The sequence below is a fragment of the Polaribacter pacificus genome (genome assembly GCF_038024035.1).
In the GTDB taxonomy this organism is placed as follows: Bacteria; Bacteroidota; Bacteroidia; order Flavobacteriales; family Flavobacteriaceae; genus Polaribacter; species Polaribacter pacificus.
On record NZ_CP150664.1, the window covers coordinates 1,332,250 to 1,349,361 of the forward strand.

The following is a 17,112-nucleotide window of genomic DNA, read 5'->3' on the forward strand; positions in this document are numbered from 1 at the left end:
TTTTTATGATTTAATGATCATCATGAGAATCTTCACTCTCATCAACCTTCTTTCTTAATTTCATTTTACATACTGGACAGTTCCCTTCATTTTCATAAGTCTTGCCTTTTTCACAATCCATAGGACATTGGTACAATACCTTATCGGCACTCCCTTTAGCATCTTTTATCTACAGAAACATGCTCTTTTTTTTCTTCTTTTTTTTCTGATTTACACCCTGTAAACACAAAACTAATTGAGCAAATAATCGCTAGGGCAAATAATATTTTTTTCATTTTTTGATCTATTAAAGTGGATTTTATTTTTCTATTCTAAATTGGTTACTGCTAGTTCTTTTTTTTGACATGCAATTTCATATAATAAAAAACCGGCAACAAAATTAACAAAAAAAGCGGGTGGATTAAAAATCTTCGAATGTAAAACGGCAGTAAATAACCTTGCTCAAACTCTTGATTAATCAAAATAGCAAAGACACTGATTAACAGAACAAAAGCAAGCACATAAAAGGCTCCTGCAAATTTTAAATAAGTTTTTTTTCTAAATAAAAAATAAATAATCAGCAATGAAATTATTGTATTTACAAGGTATCTAAAAAAGACATCTAACAACAATTTTTGAGTATGAACATCGGGCATTTGACTATACAAATAGTCGTTTTTGAAATACGCTATTAGAGGATCGTAAAACAAATCATTTTCAAAAGCTCTAATAGAGACTAAAAGAAGAAACAACACTGTTACAATACTGTATTTTACAACTGCTTTCATCGTTTATAATTTGAATATCTGTGTACCCAAACAACCCAGAGTGAAAAGGTTGTTCCGTAAATAATAGCCGGAAAGACAAGATTGTGCAAAAATACTTGTTGATCTGGATACTTATAGAGTAAAACTGATAAAATTGCAATCCTCAAAATGTTGATTCCATAGATAATCAAACTACCAAAGACTGAAAAAATCAAGGTTGTTTTTAGTGGACCAGGAAAAGCAATGATAAAAGAAATAAAAAGGATAATTATGCTAACAGAATTACATCCCTCAATAACACGTGCTATATACACATCGTCTATTAAAATCTTAACAGACATTTCTTCACTGTGCTGAATAACTTTTGTGTGGTAGCCAAAAAAGTTTAACACTCCTGCTGTTTGATTTGCTACAGTAGCTGTTAAAGGTGCGCAAACAAACTGACTTTCTTTTTGCTGAGTATTCTTTAGATAGTAAGCATACATCGTAAAAAGCAAAAAATAGCTTACGAAAAACTTTAATAAAAAAATGATACTTTTTTTATACTTTTTCAAAACAAAAATGATTTATTTTTGTACCCGCTACTTTAGGTAGCTCTCAAACAAATATAGTCATTCTAGCATAGTATTAAAACAATGGAAGTAAATCTTTTAAAAAATCATATAGATAGCATTATTGATAATCAAGTTTCTACCAACGAAAAACTTCAGGGTATCTGTGACTACCTAGAAGCTGAAGTCTCTTATTATGATTGGGTTGGTTTTTATTTTAAAAATGGGGATAAAAATGAATTAAAACTTGGCCCTTTTACTGGAGAGCCAACCGATCATATCATCATCCCTTTTGGCAAAGGAATTTGTGGTCAGGTTGCTGTAAGCAATGAAAATTTTGTAGTACAAGACGTAAGTTCTCAAGACAATTATATTTCTTGTGGATGGAAGGTGAAATCAGAAATTGTGATTCCTATTTTTGTCAATGGAGAGAACATTGGACAGATTGATATCGACTCACATACAGCTAATATTTTTACCAAAGAAGATGAAACCTTACTAGAATATATTTGCCAACGAGTAGCAAGCCTTTATTAATAAATTATAAAGGAATACAGCTTTGTGTAATTTACCACAATTAAAAAGCACTTAATGCATTCATTTTTAGGGATTTTACCTATTTCAGATAGTAAATCCCTGTCGTATCTTTGCATACAGCTTTTAAACATTTTTTGAGCTTAATACAATAAATCCCCCAAGATGAATACAAAAATTAACCCCTTTAGAAGATTTTTCTCAAAGACTTCAGTACAAAAAAGCAGCTTGACAAAGCAAGAAATTACCAATGAAAACTACAATAATTTAGTTGCAAATTTTAAAGCGAGTTTGGCTGTATAATTTTCTTTTATTTTTACATTTTAAGCCTTGTGAAAACTTTTGATTTTTAGTAGCTTTGTGTGCTTAACAACACAACTCATGAGCGACTCAAAAACAATCAAATCTGCCTTAATTTCAGTATTTCACAAAGACGGCTTACAGCCTTTAGTTGAAAAACTTAACCAACTAAATGTTACTATTTATTCTACTGGTGGCACCGAAAAATTTATCACTGATTTAGGGATCCCTGTAGTTCCTGTAGAAGACGTTACTTCTTACCCTTCTATTTTAGGTGGTCGAGTTAAAACTCTTCACCCAAAAGTTTTTGGAGGAATACTAAACAGACAGGACAATGAAACAGATGCAGCTCAATTAATAGAGTTTGACATTCCTCAAATTGATTTGGTGATTGTTGATTTGTACCCTTTTGAAAAAACAGTTGCTTCTGGAGCAAAAGAACAAGATATCATTGAAAAAATTGACATCGGAGGAATTTCTTTGATTCGCGCTGCAGCAAAAAACTTTAAAGACACTGTTATCTTATCTTCTATGGAGCAATACAATGACTTCTTAGCATTGATTACAGACAACAGCGGTACCACAACTTTAGCAGACAGAAAATCACTTGCTTCTAAAGCTTTTAATATCTCATCTCATTACGATACAGCTATTTTTAATTATTTTAACCAAGACGAGGTAGTCTTTAAGGTTAGTGAAACCAGATCTACTGTATTGCGTTATGGTGAGAACCCTCATCAAAAAGGATTTTTCTTTGGAGATTTAGACGCCATGTTTAATAAATTACACGGAAAAGAATTAAGCTACAACAACTTACTAGACGTAGATGCAGCTGTTAACTTGATGAATGAGTTTACTGGTGAAGCACCTACTTTTGCCGTTTTAAAACACAACAACGCTTGTGGATTTGCCCAAAGAGACACTGTTCACCAAGCCTATGTAGATGCCTTAGCTGGAGATCCAGTATCAGCATTTGGAGGGGTTTTAATCTCTAACAGCCCTATTGATTTAGCAACAGCAAATGAAATTAATTCACTTTTTTGTGAAGTGGTAATTGCTCCAGAATTTAATAGCGAAGCGCTAGAGGTTTTAAAAAGCAAAAAGAATAGAATACTCTTAGTACAAAAAATGACTGAGCTACCTCAGCAAAATGTTCGAACTGCCCTAAATGGATTACTAGTTCAGGACAAGGATATGATTACAGATGCCTTAGAAGATTTAACCTATGTTACTAACAATAAACCTAGCCAAACAGAGTTAGATGATTTATTGTTTGCTTCTAAAATATGTAAACACACCAAATCAAATACTATCGTATTTACAAAAAACAGACAATTGTTAGCTAGCGGAACTGGACAAACAAGCCGAGTAGATGCTTTAAAGCAAGCGATAGAAAAAGCAACTGGTTTTGGCTTTGACCTGAAAGGGGCTGTCATGGCAAGTGATGCATTTTTCCCTTTTCCAGATTGTGTAGAAATCGCTGACAATGCAGGAATTACAAGTGTTATTCAACCAGGGGGATCTATAAAAGACCAACTGAGTATTGATTACTGTAACGCAAATAATATCTCAATGGTATTAACAGGAACAAGACATTTTAAACATTAAAAAAAGAACTTCTAAATTCCTGTATTATACATACATAAATTTAGTAGCTTTGTAAGAATACATCAATAAAAAAAATAACAGAAAGCGTATGGGTTTTTTCGATTTTATGACGGAGGATATTGCTATCGACCTTGGCACAGCTAACACACTGATCATTCACAATGGTAAAGTAGTTATTGATAGTCCGTCTATCGTTGCCCGTGATAGAACAACTGGCAAAATAATTGCAACTGGTAAAGAAGCAAATATGATGCAGGGAAAAACGCACGAAAACATCAAAACTATCCGCCCTTTAAAAGATGGAGTAATTGCTGATTTTCAAGCCTCTGAAGAAATGATTAAAGAATTTGTAAAGCAAATTCCTTCTATCAAGAAAAAATTATTCCCACCCGCTTTACGTATGGTTATTTGCATTCCTTCTGGAATTACAGAAGTAGAAAAGCGTGCTGTGCAGGATTCTGCAAGACACATGAATGCCAAAGAAATTTATTTAATCTTTGAACCTATGGCAGCTGCGATAGGTGTAGGTATAGATATCATGGAACCCAAAGGGAACATGATTATCGATATAGGTGGAGGTACTACTGAGATTGCTGTAATTGCCTTAGCAGGTATTGTTTGTGATCAATCAGTAAAAGTAGCTGGAGATCTTTTTACCAATGATATTATGTATTATATGCGTACCCAACACAACTTACATGTTGGTGAAACAACAGCCGAAAAAATAAAGATTACCATTGGAGCTGCGACTGAAGATTTAGACAATCCACCAGAAGATATGCTGGTACAAGGTAGAGATTTGTTAAGCGGAAAACCAAAACAAGTACAGGTTTCATATAGAGAGATTGCCAAAGCATTAGACAAATCTATTTTAAGAATCGAAGACGCTGTGATGGAAACACTTTCTAAAACACCTCCAGAATTAGCTGCAGATATTTACAATACAGGTATTTATTTAGCAGGAGGAGGATCTATGCTTAGAGGTTTAGACAAAAGATTATCAAGAAAGACAGACTTACCAGTTTATGTTGCAGAAGATCCTCTTAGAGCTGTAGTTAGAGGAACCGGTATTGCATTAAAAGAAATTGAAAAATACAAAAGCATCTTGATGAAGTAAGCACTTTTCAAAAAACAGGCCTATGCAACAAATCGCTTATTTTATTCAAAAGTATAAATACTTTTTATTTTTTGTTTTTTTAAGTGCCGTTGCCCTTGCTTTAACGATTAACAACCACGATTTTCACAAAAGCAAATTTATTAGTTCTGCAAACAGTATTACGGGAGGACTGTATGAAAAATCATCAAAATTCTCAGAATACCTACATCTTAAATCAGAAAACACAGAACTGATTGAAGAAAACACATTTTTAAAAAATCAAATAGAGCTTATTAAAGCACGTTTGGATTCTACAGTAGATATCAACATTATTGACAGTGTAAAATATCATCAAAAATATACCTATACCACTGCAAGAGTTATCAAAAATGATTACCACAAACAAAATAATTTTTTACTCATTAATTTAGGATCCAGCAATGGAGTACTAGCAGAAATGGCAGTAACAAACAGCAAAGGTTTGATTGGAATCACTGACCAAGTGAGTCCAAAATTTGCTAGAGTTCAGTCTATTTTAAATTCTAATAGCAAGATAAATGCACGCCTTAAAAACAGTTTTCATTTTGGTACTTTAATTTGGAACGGAAAAGATTACAACAAAGTTCAGTTAATCGATATTCCAAGACAAGCAAATGTAAAACTTGGCGATACAATTATTACTGGAGGTAAATCAACCATTTTTCCAGAAGGAATCTTAATTGGAACCGTTAAAGACATCAGCCATAGCAATACGTCTAGTGAAATTGACATTAAACTCTTTAATGATATGAGTAATATTGGCCCTGTCTATGTAATAAAAAACTTGAATAAACCCGAAATAAACACCCTAGAGAATACAGAAAATGAATAAGAGATTGTATGTTGTTTTTATGTTTTTTACACTGTTATTTCTACAAGTATTTGTATTAAATAACATCTTGTTTTTAGGCTATATAAACCCATACTTATATGTTGCTTTTGTTATTTTCTATCCATTAAAAGAAGAGCGTTTTTCACTTCTTCTTTTCTCTTTCTTATTAGGTTTGTCTGTCGATTTTTTCACAGACTCTGGAGGCATACATGCTTTTTCACTTCTTTTTGTTGCCTATATTCGCTTGACGTTAATTAAGTTGGTTTTTAAAAAATCAAGTCTAGACTACTTGCTTTTTGATTTAAACAAAGAACCTTATGGCAAGGTTTTTAACTTTGTCATGATTATCATTATAACGCATCACTTTTTATTGTTTTTTTTAGCTAATTTTAGCTTCAACAACTTGACAAGTGTATTGACACAAACTGTATATTCTAGTATTTTTACTGCTATTCTATTTTTCTTAGGAAACTCGTTATTTAGAAATAAGAAATAAATGAAACGTAATTTTTTATTATTTTTTTTGATTACCATGGCTGGCTTAGTGTTGCTGGGGCGACTGTTCCAATTGCAAGTAATTAGAGGTGCAGATCAAAATCCTGTAAAAAATGCAGCGGTTAAAGTAGAGTATGAATTCCCTGAGCGAGGCTATGTCTATGACCGAAATGGAAAACTTTTGGTAGCTAACCAACTCTCATATGATGTGATGATCATCCCTCAAGAAGTAAAACCCTTAGACACCCTAGAGTTTTGCACCCTATTAAAAATTAGCAAAGAAGATTTTGTAAAAAGATATCAAAAAGCAAAAAACTACGCCCCTTGGCTTCCTTCCGTTTTTTTAAAACAACTAGCCAAAGAGGATTTTGCTTTTCTACAAGAAAAACTACATAAATACAAAGGCTTCTACATACAAAAAAGAAGCATTCGAAACTACCCAATAGCTTCTGCCGCCAATGTCTTAGGCTATATAAGTGAGGTAAATGAAGAAGACACTAAAAAGAATCCAAACTACCAACAAGGTGAGCTTACAGGTTCTAGTGGGGTAGAAAAAATGTACGATTCCATTTTACGAGGAGTAAAAGGAAAAAAATACCTGCATAGAGACCGATTAAATAAAATTATAGGTAGCTATAAAGATGGCATCTATGATACCATCGCTGTAAATGGGCAAGACATTACACTTACCATAGACAGTGAACTACAGCAATACGGCGAATTACTTATGCGTGGAAAACGCGGAGCAATCGTAGCAATTGAACCAAGTACGGGTGAGATTTTAGCAGCCGTTTCTATGCCTACTTACGACCCAAATGAAATGGTAGGAAGACAGCGTAAATTAAATTCGGTACGACTCTTTGGTGACACCATAGGGCAGCCAATGTACGACAAAGGACTTAACGCACTATATCCTCCTGGATCTCCTTTTAAAGTAGTTAATGCATTAATTGGCTTGCAAGAAGGCGTCATTGATGAGCAAACTCCTTTTTATTGCAACCACGGGTTCAGATACGGAAGTCGGACAAAAGAGTTTATGGGTTGTCACTGTGGTATTGTAGGCTTGCCAATTAGGCTGCATGTTGCAATTTCTGAATCGTGTAACAGTTATTTTGCTAATACCTATATTCGAATTATCAACAAATACAAAAACTCAACATTGGGCATGGATGCTTGGAGTGAACATGTAAAGAGTTTTGGTTTGGGGAACTATCTAGGATATGACCTACCAACAGGTCAAAAAGGCTTAATCCCAGACGGAAAATATTATGATGACCGATATCAATACTCTTGGGGGCCTACCACCAATATTTCCAATTCAATTGGACAAGGAGAGGTTAGTATGACGCCAATACAACTGGCCAATGTAACAGCGGCAATTGCCAACAGAGGCTACTTCTATACACCCCACATCTTAAAAAAGGTAAACAAGAGCAGCATAAATAACCCTAAATACACCACCCCCAAATACACAAGCATCGATCCTAAATACTTCCCTCCTATTATAGATGGAATGGAAGAAGTATTTAAAACAGGAACTGCTAAATGGGTAAAAATTGACGGGATTGACATTGTAGGGAAAACAGGAACTGCAGAAAATTTTGTAATTCGAAATGGCGTGCGAACACAATTAAAAGATCATTCTATTTTAATTGCTTTTGCTCCCAAAGACAATCCAAAAATTGCCATCGCTGTTTTTGTTGATAACGGAGGTTTTGGATCTACTATCGCAGCTCCAATAACAAGCTTGCTTGTAGAAAAATACATAAACGGAAAGATCGCACCTAAAAGAAAATGGATAGAAGACAGAATGCTTAATCTAAGCCTACAATCTATCTACGAGAAAAAAATAGTACTCCCAGCAAAAACCTTACTAGATTGAGAGCAGAGAAAAACAATATTTTTTCAGGGGTAGATTGGATCCTAGTCCTTTTGTACATGATCTTGGTAGGCTTTGGGTGGACAAACATCTATGCCGCTACAGTTTCTGATACAAGTGGAGAACTTCTTGATTTTTCTACGAGATACGGAAAGCAATTATTGTGGATTCTTTTGTGCATACCCTTAATTATTGTCATCCTCTTTTTTAATTCAAAATTCTACGAACGCTTTGCCAGTGTCATTTATTTTATTGGCCTGCTTTTTTTGGCTGGTGTACTGCTTTTTGGAAAGAAAATAAATGGCGCTACCTCATGGTATGATTTTGGAGGTATGAGTCTACAGCCCTCAGAATTTGCCAAAGCCTTTACCGCTTTAGCTGTTGCAAAACTGCTGAGTGACAAACAATACAACTTAAAGCTCATTAAAAATCAAGTTAAGGCCTTTATTGTTATCTTTTTACCAGCTTTATTAATCGCTTTACAACCAGACATGGGATCCGTTTTAGTGTATGTATCGTTCTTTTTTGTCTTAAACAGAGAAGGGCTTACACACAACTATATACTTTTAGGTTCACTTGCTATCGTCTTATTTATTCTAACCATACTTTTCGGAATAACAATAACTATGGTAAGTGTTTACGCAATACTCACTTTATTTCTAATCTACTTTATTAAAAAAAACAAAGGCTACTTTAAATTTAACTGGCATAAGTTTTTAGGAATTTATCTGTTTGCTAGCTTGCTAATCATTGGATCTAGTTATATGTACAATTCTGTATTTGAACAACACCAACGAGATCGTTTTGATGTTTTATTAGGAATCACTCAAGACACCAAAGAAATTGGCTACAACACCAATCAATCTATTCAGACAATTAGTTCTGGTGGTTTAACTGGAAAAGGCTTTTTAGACGGCGACAGAACTCAAGGTCGTTTTGTTCCAGAGCAGGACACTGATTATATTTTTAGTACCGTAGGAGAAGAATGGGGCTTTTTAGGAACTTCTTTTGTTGTCATTGCTTTTATGCTCTTACTCTACAGGATCCTTTATCTGGCCGAGAGCCACAACAACAAGTTTGGTCGTATCTATGGCTATAGTTTAGCCTCAATACTGTTTTTCCACGTACTCATTAACATAGGAATGGTTATTCAATTATTACCTACTGTTGGTATCCCACTACCCTTTTTTAGCTATGGTGGTTCCTCTCTATGGGGCTTTACACTGCTCTTGTTTATCTTTATTAAATTAGATGCAAATAAAGGAAACGACTGGTAAACAAAAAATAGTGCATACAAAAAAAGCGTTCTGAAAATCAGAACGCTTTTTTGTATTAGTGCAAGTTTAAATATTACAATGCAGCTACGTGCTTTGCTAATTTAGATTTTAAGTTGCTTGCTTTGTTTTGGTGGATTACGTTATTCTTAGCTAACTTATCCAACATTGCAACAACCTTAGGTAATGCAGCTTGTGCCTCAGTTTTATCCTCAAGTGCACGCAAAGATCTCACAGCATTTCTAGTTGTCTTATGCTGATACTTGTTTCTTAATCTCTTAGCTTCGTTACTTCTAATTCTCTTTAATGCTGACTTATGATTTGCCATAATTTTTGTTTAGTTTTTAATGAAAACTTGTAGTCCGTACGGGAATCGAACCCGTGTTACCAGGATGAAAACCTGGCGTCCTAACCCCTAGACGAACGGACCATTACAATCTTATTGCTGATTGCGGGTGCAAATATACAACGTTTTTAAAACTCTGCAAGAAATTTTTTATTTTTTTTACAAAATTTAATACGCTTTTGCAAAAAGCACTTTTTGCTTTGACGGTTTTCCTGAAAACACGCAGGTTCCCGCCTCAAATTTACTATCATTAGGAATACATCTAATAGTTGCTTTTGTTTGCTCTTTAATAGCATCCTCTGTCTCTTCTGTACCATCCCAATGAGCTAGTACAAATCCACCTTTATTCTCTATTACATCTTTAAATTCCTCAAAATTAGAAACCTCAGTGATATGCTCATCTCTATACTCCTTGGCTCTATTAAAAAGATTGTTCTGAATATCCTCTAAAAGGTTTTCAATAAAATCAGCTAAGTGGTCTTGAGAAACAGTTTGTTTTTCCAGCGTATCTCTTCGCGCGAGTTCAACCGTATTACTTTCAAGATCTCTTGCACCAATAGCAATCCGAACTGGTACACCTTTTAGTTCGTATTCAGCAAATTTTGCTCCCGGTCTAAAAGTATCTCTATTATCAAACTTTACAGAAATTCCTTTTTTTCTTAGATCAGATACCATAACTGATACTTTCTCTGAAATTAGGTCTAACTGTTCATTATTTTTATAAATAGGAACAATCACCACTTGAATCGGCGCTAATTTTGGAGGCAATACCAAACCGAAATCATCAGAATGTGTCATAATTAACCCACCAATTAAACGCGTTGAAACACCCCAAGATGTTGCCCAAACATATTCTTGTTTTCCTTCTTTAGATGTGTATTTTACATCAAAAGCCTTGGCAAAATTTTGCCCTAAAAAATGTGAAGTACCTGCTTGCAAAGCTTTTCCGTCTTGCATCAATGCTTCAATAGTATAAGTTTCTTCTGCTCCCGCAAAACGTTCACTTTCTGATTTTGCTCCTTTAACCACGGGCATCGCCATAAAACCTTCAGCAAAAATAGCATAGATTTCCTGCATTTGTTTTGACTCTATAAGAGCTTCTTTTTTAGTTGCATGGGCTGTATGCCCCTCTTGCCATAAAAACTCTGCAGTACGCAAAAACAAACGAGTACGCATTTCCCAACGAACTACATTTGCCCATTGATTTATTAGCAATGGCAAATCTCTGTATGACTGAATCCATCCTTTATAAGTGTTCCAAATAATCGCTTCAGAGGTAGGTCTTACAACCAATTCTTCCTCTAATTTAGCTTCAGGATCCACACGGAGTTTTCCTGGACGATCTGGATCGTTCTGCAAACGATAATGGGTAACAACAGCACATTCTTTAGCGAAGCCTTCTGCGTTTTTCTCTTCTGCTTCAAACAAACTTTTTGGAACAAAAAGCGGAAAATAAGCATTCTCATGCCCTGTTTCCTTAAACATCCTATCTAGCTCTGCTTGCATCTTTTCCCAAATCGCATAACCGTAAGGTTTAATAACCATACAGCCTCTAACTGCAGAGTTCTCTGCTAAATCGGCTTTTACAACCAATTCGTTATACCATTTAGAATAATCTTCTTCTCTCGTTGTTAACTTCTTGCTCATAATCAAAAGTTTGGCATAAAACTTGTTATCTTTACTATGGGAACGTTTCCCAACGCAAAACTAAGGCAAAAAGATTATTGTCCCAATCTAAAGTTGGCATTTTTTTGCAAAACCAGTATCAATCAAAAAAAACAAACCTCATGAAACTACACAACTTCACTTTAAAAAATACCGCTTTATACTTGGCTATTTTATCAAGTAGCTTTGCTTTTGTTTCATGCGGCACCTACCAAAGTGTTTACAATGATGACGACGGAATCTATAGCAATAGAGACGCTAAAGTAATTGTTGTTAAAACAGAAGAAAAACGAAAAGAGGTAGAGGAAAATTATTTTTCAAATGAACTGGATCGAATTAAACAAGTTGATAGCGATGAGGTGTTTACTGATGTAGACAGTTATCGTTCTGATGCAGATTATGTAGACTATGACTACAATACCATTGATCAAAACGCTCAGGTTAACTACAGCAATAGTCCTTGGGGTTATAACGACAATGCAAATGATGTTGTAGTACATATTGATTTAGACTTTAACAATTGGAGTTATTGGGACCATTATTACGGATACTCGAATCCTTGGAATCAACGTTGGGGTTATAGATATGGTTTCTATGGAGACTATGCTTACCAACCTTATTACTATGGATATGGATACGGAGCTTTTTATTATTATCCTGCATACTACTACCCTTACTACAACAATTATTACACCAGTTACAACAACAGAAGAAACACCACATACACAAAAAGGAACAGCCCTTATGTAAATACTGGTCGACGAGCTACCACCGTTAATAGTCGCAGAACGTATGATGCTGTTAGAAATACAAATACGTCTACAACTAGACGTGTAAACTCAACGCTTAGCAACATAAAATTTGCTACCCGAAGAACTAGTACAAACACCAAGAGTTCTAACACGAGTAGAACAAACACGTCTACAACCAGAAGAAACACGACTACAAGAAAAAATATAGAACCTTCTAAATACAAGCCAGTAATTAGAAATTCTTCTAGCAATACTAACTCTAGAAGAACTACTACCAATACAAACTCAGGGAGAACAACAAGTTCAAGGTCTAGTGGAACAACAACCACCTCAAGAAGAAAAAACTAATAATCCCATTTAAATAGAAACGAAACATGATAAAAAAAGGAACTCTTTTTGTTTGCCTTTGTGGATTTATATTCACTGGTTTTTCACAAGCATTAGGATACCAAGATTTGGCCTTACTTTTTTCTAAAGACCAGATTTCCGGATCAGCTCGATTTAACGCCATGAGCGGTGCTTTTGGAGCCTTAGGTGGAGATATTTCTGCTATAAGTGTTAATCCAGCAGGAGCTGCTGTCTTTAACAATAGCCTTACTACATTTGGCTTAAATACCCGAAACTCAAATATCCTGAGCAATTATTACAACAATACATATAATAGCAAAGACAACTATTTTAATTTTTCACAGGCTGGTGTTGTATTTGTTTTTGACAACTACAACAGTAGTGATTGGGACAAAGTAGCTTTTAGCTTTAACTACCGCATTAAAAATGATTTTAAAGATACGTTTTTGGCAGGCGGAAACAGTGGCTATGCAACCTTTACAGAGTTTCCTTTAGACAACAACAACCCAAGGACTCAATACAACATAGCTGATGGTCAAGAATTCATCAACAAATACAACGGAGAACTAACTGAGTACAACTTTGCACTTTCAGGTCAGTACAATAAAAACTTATACTTAGGATTGTCCTTTAATAGTTTCGATTTAAAATTTTCTCAAAAATCAACACTTTCAGAATTCAATAGCGCAGCAAACAACAGCACTTTGGATGCTCGGTTTTATCAAGAGAACATTTCTGCTGGAACTGGTTTTTCTATAGGAGCTGGATTTATATACAAGCTTGGTCAAAATTTAAGAATCGGGGGAGCTTATCATACACCAACATGGTTTACAAGCATTGCAGAGACAACAAACATTGTTAATAATGATGGGTATTTAGGTGATACTCAAATGACCAGCTCAGAGAGCAATAGCGTCTACGACAATACTTCTGGAAATTATTTTCCTTCACAATTTTTTGAATACAAATTAAAAACACCAGGTAAAATGACAGCTAGTTTGGCCTATGTATTTGGCTCAAACGGATTGATCAGCATGGATTATAGCTACAAAAACTATGAAACCATGAAGCTTTCAAATGATAATTTCACAACCGAAAATCAGTATTTCTCAAACGAGCTTAGAAATACTTATAGTTTAAATCTAGGAACTGAATGGCGTTTTCAAGCCTTGAGTTTAAGAGGAGGTTATCACTATGAACAAAGTCCAGACAAAAACGCAATTGAATCAGACAACCTAAAAGGCTTTTCTCTAGGAGCTGGTTATAAATTTAACAATGCTGCGTTTGATCTTTCTTATCAGAAAAACACACAAACCTCTTTGTACAATTTTTACCCTCAGTACAATCAAGTAAATGCAGCTGAATTAAACATCGACCAAAAAATTATTACAGCTACCTTAACCATTTACCTATAAAAATCTTAATCATTTCTAGTAAAGACCCTATAAGAAAAACCTATAGGGTCTTTGCTATTGAATGACTTATTTACCTTAATTTTGTAAAATATTTAGAGCGAAAAAACGCACTATCACAGCAATAAAAGCATGAATAATACAACCATATCTATACAGAGCACTAACAACGATAGCATTTTAAAATTCACGAGTACTTCTGTGCTTATGAATGGTGGCAGTCAAGAATTTAACAATATTGATGAAGCTAAAAACGCTCCTTTAGTGCAGCAATTATTTTACCTTCCCTTTGTAAAAAAAGTGTATATCACACCTAATTTTATTGCCATACAAAAATATGACATTGTAACCTGGAGTGATGTGCAAGAAGAAGTTCGAGCACAGATAGAAAGTTATATTCAAGATGGAAATATTGTAATTTCAGAAAGCACGACTAAAAAGCTAGCCATTGAAGTCTACGCAGAGGTGACACCGAATCCGGCTGTAATGAAATTTGGCTCTAGCAAATCATTAACAAAGGTTGATGTAGAGTGCAAAAACATCGACGAAGCAACTGCTGTTTCGCCATTAGCACAAGCTCTTTTCCATTTTCCTTTTGTCAAAGAAGTTTTTATCTCAGAAAACTATGTCTCGATTACCAAGTTTGAAATGGTAGAATGGAATGACATTTACCCAGAGCTTAGAAGCTTTTTATTAAACTACTTACAAGAAAACAAAACGATCATCAAAGAGCTGCCTAAAGCAAGTAGCTCTGATACCGTAAAATCAGCTGATACTCCTCCAGTTAAATTAGAAGGAACCTCAGCAGAGATTGTTAGCATTTTAGATGAATACATAAAACCTGCGGTGGCATCTGATGGTGGAAATATCGCATTTCAATCTTACGATGCAGAAAGCAAAATTGTTAGCGTTATTTTACAAGGCGCCTGTAGTGGATGCCCTTCTTCTACAATAACCTTAAAAAATGGTATTGAAACCATGTTAAAAGAAATGCTGCCAAATCAGATTAACGAAGTAGTTGCAATTAACGGATAAGAAATGTCAGCAGAACAAATTAAACCATACAAGGAATCAGACCTAGGAAAAAAAGAGCAAGTTGCTCAAATGTTCAACGCTATTTCTAAAAATTACGACGGTCTTAACCGTGTTATTTCTTTTGGAATTGATGTAAAATGGCGTAAAAAAGTAGTTGCAATCGTTGGAAAAAACAAGCCTAAACAAATCTTAGATATTGCAACAGGTACTGGTGACCTGGCAATTATGATGGCCAAACTTCAACCTTCAAAAATCATTGGCTTAGACATTTCTGCCGGCATGCTAGAAGTTGGAAAAGAAAAAGTTGCCAAAGACAATTTATCAGAAATCATTGAATTAATTGTTGGTGATTCAGAAAAAATGCCTTTTGAAGATAATACTTTTGATGCCATTACCGTATCTTTTGGAGTTCGCAATTTTGCCAACTTAAACAAGGGACTTAAAGAAATTTACAGAGTTCTTAAACCTGGAGGTGTTTTGGTTATTTTAGAAACTTCTGTACCTACAAAATTCCCATACAAACAAGGATATCATTTTCACAGTAAAGTAATTTTACCACTTGTAGGGAAATTATTTTCTAAAGACAAGGTTGCTTATTCTTACCTTTCTGAATCTGCAAATTCTTTTCCTTTTGGAACCGCCTTTAACAATATTTTATTAAAAAATGGGTTTAGTACAGCAGTAAACCAGCCAGTCACTTTTGGAGTGGCCTCGATTTACACAGCGACAAAATAATTTATGAAACCTGTACAACATATCGTTCTGCTATTTTTTTTGTGCACTAACACGATGCTGTTAGCACAAAAGGGACGTGTCTTGCACAAACCTACTTTTGATCAAAACAGACTGCATTTTGGTTTTTACTTAGGACTAAATCAAAATGACTTTAAAATTGATTATAAAAACAGCTCTATAGCCAATCCAGAAATTACAACTACAGCAACTACAGGCTTTAACGTAGGTTTGATTACAGATTTAAGACTGCATAAGAATTTTAATTTGCGTTTTGAGCCAGGGCTGATTAGCAATAGTAAAAGTTTAACCTTTGAGCATATAAACGGTACGGCACAGAAGAGCAGAACCGCTAATAGCACCTACCTGCACATGCCCTTGGTTTTAAAGATAAGCACCAACCGACTAGACAATGTTCGTCCTTATTTACTAGCAGGAATCTCATACGATATAAATTTTACCAGTAATGAAAACAATAGTAATGACAATGCAGCTGGTGAATTTAGAACAAAAACAAACGGCGCCATGTATGAACTAGGTATCGGGGTTGATTTTTACTTATACTATTTTAAGTTTTCACCGTCAATTAGAGGCGTATTTGCGCTAAACAATGAGTTAATTTATGACAGCGACCCAACTAGTCAGTGGACCTCTCCTGTAAATTTTCTTGGTACTCGAGGCATCTTTTTAAATTTCTCTTTTGAGTAAAAACTCGGCTAAACTCTTTTAAACTCGCTTAAAATTATAGCGGTAGCGGTCGCTACATTTAAACTTTCAGTTTGCTGAAGATTACCAAATCTAGGAATGCTAATACAGGTGTTTTTAAGATTTGATATCTCAGAAGAAATGCCATTTGCTTCGTTACCCATTACCAAAACTGCCTGGGCTGGCAAACTGGTCTTATAAAGATTATCGCCATCCATATCTGCGATAAAAATAGGTCTAGTTGCCTTTTTTAAATACGGCAATAAATCAACATAAGAAATTCGGACTCTCGCTAGAGAACCCATCGTTGCCTGAACAACCTTTTGATTAAAACAATCTACAGTGTCTTTAGAGCATACTAATTGATCTACACCAAACCAATCACAGAGACGAATTATGGTTCCTAAATTTCCAGGATCATTTATATCATCCAAAGCCAAAGTTAGTCCCTCCTCTAAAACACTTAACGGTTCTGGAATTTGAAATAATCCAACAACTTTATTTGGTGTCTTAAGTTGACTTATTTTTTTTAAATCAACTTCTGTAATCTGTTTTCTTTTACTTTCTGTTATTGTTAAAAAAATATCATCCGTTAGATAGAGTTGATGCAAAACAAAGGAAGAATCAAGTAATTCTTTTACAACTTTAACACCTTCTGCAACAAATAATTTATATTTTTGTCTGTACTTTTTTTGCTGTAAACTACTTACTAGTTTGATTTCCTTTTTTGATAAATTCATCAATTTATTTTAAATTTAGAATA

19 protein-coding genes and 1 tRNA gene are annotated in these 17,112 nt (G+C 34.5%); 13 read left to right on the forward strand and 7 right to left on the reverse strand.

Annotated features, from left to right (window positions below; translation table 11 throughout):
- Nucleotides 1-10: 10 nt before the first annotated feature.
- The 3 genes from WHC90_RS06045 to xrtF form a co-directional block, all read right to left on the reverse strand.
- Complete coding sequence (locus tag WHC90_RS06045) at nucleotides 11-121, reverse strand: heavy metal-binding domain-containing protein (protein ID WP_229664914.1); 111 nt, start codon at nucleotides 119-121, stop codon at nucleotides 11-13.
- A gap of 205 nt (nucleotides 122-326) precedes the next feature.
- Nucleotides 327-767 carry an exosortase F system-associated membrane protein gene (locus WHC90_RS06050; protein WP_188597585.1) on the reverse strand — a complete coding sequence of 147 codons (441 nt, stop codon included), beginning with the start codon at nucleotides 765-767 and terminating at the stop codon, nucleotides 327-329.
- Nucleotides 764-1,300, reverse strand: a complete 537-nt coding sequence (xrtF, locus tag WHC90_RS06055) for an exosortase family protein XrtF (protein WP_229664877.1) — start codon at nucleotides 1,298-1,300, stop codon at nucleotides 764-766. The genes WHC90_RS06050 and xrtF overlap by 4 nt, the downstream gene beginning before the upstream one ends.
- 81 nt (nucleotides 1,301-1,381) lie before the next feature.
- Here xrtF and WHC90_RS06060 point away from each other — a divergent pair, with 81 nt between their 5' ends.
- From WHC90_RS06060 to rodA, 8 genes are all read left to right on the forward strand, one after another.
- Nucleotides 1,382-1,834, forward strand: coding sequence for a GAF domain-containing protein (locus WHC90_RS06060; protein WP_188597586.1), 453 nt, complete (start codon nucleotides 1,382-1,384; stop codon nucleotides 1,832-1,834).
- Between the two features lie 162 nt (nucleotides 1,835-1,996).
- Nucleotides 1,997-2,134 carry a hypothetical protein gene (locus WHC90_RS06065; RefSeq protein ID WP_188597587.1) on the forward strand — a complete coding sequence of 46 codons (138 nt, stop codon included), beginning with the start codon at nucleotides 1,997-1,999 and terminating at the stop codon, nucleotides 2,132-2,134.
- 78 nt (nucleotides 2,135-2,212) lie between these two features.
- On the forward strand, nucleotides 2,213-3,739 hold the full coding sequence (gene purH / locus WHC90_RS06070; protein ID WP_188597588.1) for a bifunctional phosphoribosylaminoimidazolecarboxamide formyltransferase/IMP cyclohydrolase: 1,527 nt from the start codon (nucleotides 2,213-2,215) through the stop codon (nucleotides 3,737-3,739).
- Nucleotides 3,740-3,827: 88 nt separating this feature from the next.
- Nucleotides 3,828-4,856 (forward strand): rod shape-determining protein, encoded by a 1,029-nt coding sequence (locus WHC90_RS06075; protein WP_188597589.1) that lies wholly within the window; start codon nucleotides 3,828-3,830, stop codon nucleotides 4,854-4,856.
- Nucleotides 4,857-4,878: 22 nt separating this feature from the next.
- A complete protein-coding gene (gene mreC, locus WHC90_RS06080) occupies nucleotides 4,879-5,706 on the forward strand; it encodes a rod shape-determining protein MreC (RefSeq protein WP_188597590.1) in 828 nt (275 codons plus the stop codon).
- The gene (gene mreD, locus WHC90_RS06085) at nucleotides 5,699-6,202 is read left to right on the forward strand and encodes a rod shape-determining protein MreD (RefSeq protein ID WP_188597591.1); all 504 of its coding nucleotides are present in this window, start codon (nucleotides 5,699-5,701) and stop codon (nucleotides 6,200-6,202) included. Before mreC ends, mreD begins: the two co-directional genes overlap by 8 nt.
- Nucleotides 6,203-8,083: a penicillin-binding protein 2 gene (gene mrdA, locus WHC90_RS06090; RefSeq protein WP_188597592.1), complete on the forward strand. Its 1,881-nt coding sequence runs from the start codon at nucleotides 6,203-6,205 to the stop codon at nucleotides 8,081-8,083. It begins immediately after the preceding gene.
- A complete protein-coding gene (gene rodA / locus WHC90_RS06095; RefSeq protein ID WP_188597593.1) occupies nucleotides 8,080-9,357 on the forward strand; it encodes a rod shape-determining protein RodA in 1,278 nt (425 codons plus the stop codon). The genes mrdA and rodA overlap by 4 nt, the downstream gene beginning before the upstream one ends.
- A gap of 73 nt (nucleotides 9,358-9,430) precedes the next feature.
- Here the strand turns inward: rodA and rpsT are convergent, their stop codons facing one another.
- The 3 genes from rpsT to proS form a co-directional block, all read right to left on the reverse strand.
- Entirely contained in the window at nucleotides 9,431-9,682 is a 252-nt protein-coding gene (gene rpsT, locus WHC90_RS06100) for a 30S ribosomal protein S20 (protein WP_188597594.1), read from the reverse strand.
- A gap of 30 nt (nucleotides 9,683-9,712) precedes the next feature.
- Nucleotides 9,713-9,784 (reverse strand) — tRNA-Glu (locus WHC90_RS06105).
- Between the two features lie 84 nt (nucleotides 9,785-9,868).
- Nucleotides 9,869-11,347, reverse strand: a complete 1,479-nt coding sequence (gene proS, locus WHC90_RS06110) for a proline--tRNA ligase (RefSeq protein ID WP_188597595.1) — start codon at nucleotides 11,345-11,347, stop codon at nucleotides 9,869-9,871.
- 140 nt (nucleotides 11,348-11,487) lie between these two features.
- Between proS and WHC90_RS06115 the strand changes: the two genes are divergently transcribed.
- From WHC90_RS06115 to WHC90_RS06135, 5 genes are all read left to right on the forward strand, one after another.
- Nucleotides 11,488-12,465: a hypothetical protein gene (locus tag WHC90_RS06115; RefSeq protein ID WP_188597596.1), complete on the forward strand. Its 978-nt coding sequence runs from the start codon at nucleotides 11,488-11,490 to the stop codon at nucleotides 12,463-12,465.
- 26 nt (nucleotides 12,466-12,491) lie between these two features.
- Nucleotides 12,492-13,880, forward strand: coding sequence for an OmpP1/FadL family transporter (locus WHC90_RS06120; RefSeq protein WP_188597597.1), 1,389 nt, complete (start codon nucleotides 12,492-12,494; stop codon nucleotides 13,878-13,880).
- A 129-nt stretch (nucleotides 13,881-14,009) separates the two neighbouring features.
- On the forward strand, nucleotides 14,010-14,912 hold the full coding sequence (locus WHC90_RS06125) for a NifU family protein (protein ID WP_188597598.1): 903 nt from the start codon (nucleotides 14,010-14,012) through the stop codon (nucleotides 14,910-14,912).
- 3 nt (nucleotides 14,913-14,915) lie between these two features.
- Complete coding sequence (gene ubiE, locus WHC90_RS06130) at nucleotides 14,916-15,647, forward strand: bifunctional demethylmenaquinone methyltransferase/2-methoxy-6-polyprenyl-1,4-benzoquinol methylase UbiE (protein ID WP_188597599.1); 732 nt, start codon at nucleotides 14,916-14,918, stop codon at nucleotides 15,645-15,647.
- Between the two features lie 54 nt (nucleotides 15,648-15,701).
- Nucleotides 15,702-16,352 carry a porin family protein gene (locus WHC90_RS06135; RefSeq protein WP_229664878.1) on the forward strand — a complete coding sequence of 217 codons (651 nt, stop codon included), beginning with the start codon at nucleotides 15,702-15,704 and terminating at the stop codon, nucleotides 16,350-16,352.
- A gap of 8 nt (nucleotides 16,353-16,360) precedes the next feature.
- Here the strand turns inward: WHC90_RS06135 and WHC90_RS06140 are convergent, their stop codons facing one another.
- Entirely contained in the window at nucleotides 16,361-17,089 is a 729-nt protein-coding gene (locus tag WHC90_RS06140; RefSeq protein WP_188597601.1) for a TrmH family RNA methyltransferase, read from the reverse strand.
- Between the last annotated feature and the right edge of the window lie 23 nt (nucleotides 17,090-17,112).